Genomic DNA, 1887 nt, shown 5'->3' with positions numbered 1-1887 from the left:
CAGAAGTATCGCTCTTCTTGTCGGATCTGCTATTGCCTGAAATACATCTCTTCTTAAATTCATTATGTAGCTATTTGACTACAAATATAAACGTAGTCATTTAACTACGCAAATTTTATTTTTAATTTCTTAGTTACTTTAAAAATCGAAATAATTATACCCAATAAGAGATTAACCTGTTAAATTGACTTTAGAATTCCTAAATAGAAATTAGAAGTATCCACCTCTATGGTTTCAAGCGAAGCCCCATTAATATTTATAGGAGAGAATCTATCCAAAGGATATATAAACTGATATTCTCCACCTGGTACCCTAACCCCAACAGGCATATTGAAACCTTGAGCTTCGGCAATCCAGCGACAAACCAATTGACCACTCTTATTGGTGATTTCCAGAACCGGAAGACTTTTATAGTGTAAATACTGATCAAATACAAGTTTCAGATCTTTACCCGATTGCATGTTAATGTAGTCAACTATTTGATTATAAGTCACCGTTTGATGATAGAACTTCTTGTTCAACCCTCTTAAAATACTACGCCACTTTTCGTCGTCACCAACGACCGTTCTGACCGTATTGAGCAAGACTGCACCCTTTGCATACATATCACCAGACCCCATTTGATTCACATCATAAGGCCCAGTAACAGGCCTGTCATTCGATATTTCGGCACGATTCGCTTGAATATAATCCAGAGCAGCCTTTTTCCCGTGCATTTCTTCAACAAACAAAGACTCTGCATAACTCCCAAAAGCTTCATGAATCCATAAATCAGCCAGATCCGCAGCTGTAATATTATTTCCAAACCACTCATGTGAACTTTCATGAACAATTACGAAATCCCATTTAACACCTCCCTTTACGCCTACCAATTCGTTTTTTGGTCCATTTTTCATATATCCTCCATAACTAATAGCACTCTGGTGTTCCATGGCAGGATATGGTGTCTCCACCAATTTATACCCATCTTCATAAAAAGGGTATGGACCAAACCAATGTTCGTACACTTTTAATAAAGGTTTTACATTCCTTCCGAAATCCGATTTTGCCCTATGCAGATTATAAGGTAAAACCCAGTAATCCAGCGTAAGTCTCCCCTTTTCCCCCTCATAACTATCGCCATAATGAATATAGTTTCCAATATTTACAGCTACATTGTAATTATTAATCGGATTACCCACAAACCAATCAAACTTCTTATACCCGTCTTTAAGCTCAGTAACCTTTCTTAAACGTCCATTAGATACTTCCTTTAATTCCCTAGGTACCCTCACACTAATAAGCATACTATCAGGTTCATCGGAAAGATGATCTTTATTTGGCCACCAAATACTAGCGCCTTGACTTTCACATGCAGTGGCTACTAATGGATAGCCCAAAGAATCTTGAGCAAATACAATCCCACTTTCCATCGGGGCTTTTTTTGCAACGTTCGGATAACCGGAATAAAACACCGTAAATTCATCTTTACTATCTTTATTAATCTTCTGCGGAAAAGAAACAAATACGGCATTAGCCTCACGAATATAGTTTAGCTCCCGACCGTGATACATGATTTTATCAATATCCAAATTAGCAAACAGATCAAACTGTAATTTAATAAAATCCCGCGTCGCTGTAAATTGAAAAAGATTACTACCTGTAATAAACCGCTTCTGAATATCAAACTTCACATCCAGATGGTAAAAATTAACATCGTAACAACTTCTTATAGCGGTTAATCTTCCTTTTAAACTATCAGCTCTGGAAAAAGTCTTTTTAGGAGCAAATAGCTGTGCTTTTGTAATTATCGGAAAATGAGTAAAGAAAAGTAATAACACTAAATAAAAAATGTTTTTCATAAAAAAGGCGCTAAACTGGCACTAAGTAAATTACATGTTTTTATTC

1 protein-coding gene and 1 pseudogene are annotated in these 1887 nt (G+C 36.2%); both read right to left on the bottom strand.

All coding sequences use genetic code 11. From position 1 onward, the window contains the following. Window positions 1-63 (bottom strand): annotated as a pseudogene (locus tag DBR11_RS30700) (transcriptional regulator); the annotation flags it as partial. A gap of 116 nt (window positions 64-179) precedes the next feature. After that, window positions 180-1841, bottom strand: coding sequence for a M1 family metallopeptidase (locus tag DBR11_RS27485; protein ID WP_199233984.1), 1662 nt, complete (start codon window positions 1839-1841; stop codon window positions 180-182). Window positions 1842-1887 lie beyond the last annotated feature (46 nt).

Source organism: Pedobacter sp. HMWF019 (genome assembly GCF_003061025.1).
GTDB lineage: Bacteria > Bacteroidota > Bacteroidia > Sphingobacteriales > Sphingobacteriaceae > Pedobacter.
This window is presented reverse-complemented; position numbering and strand designations above follow the sequence as displayed.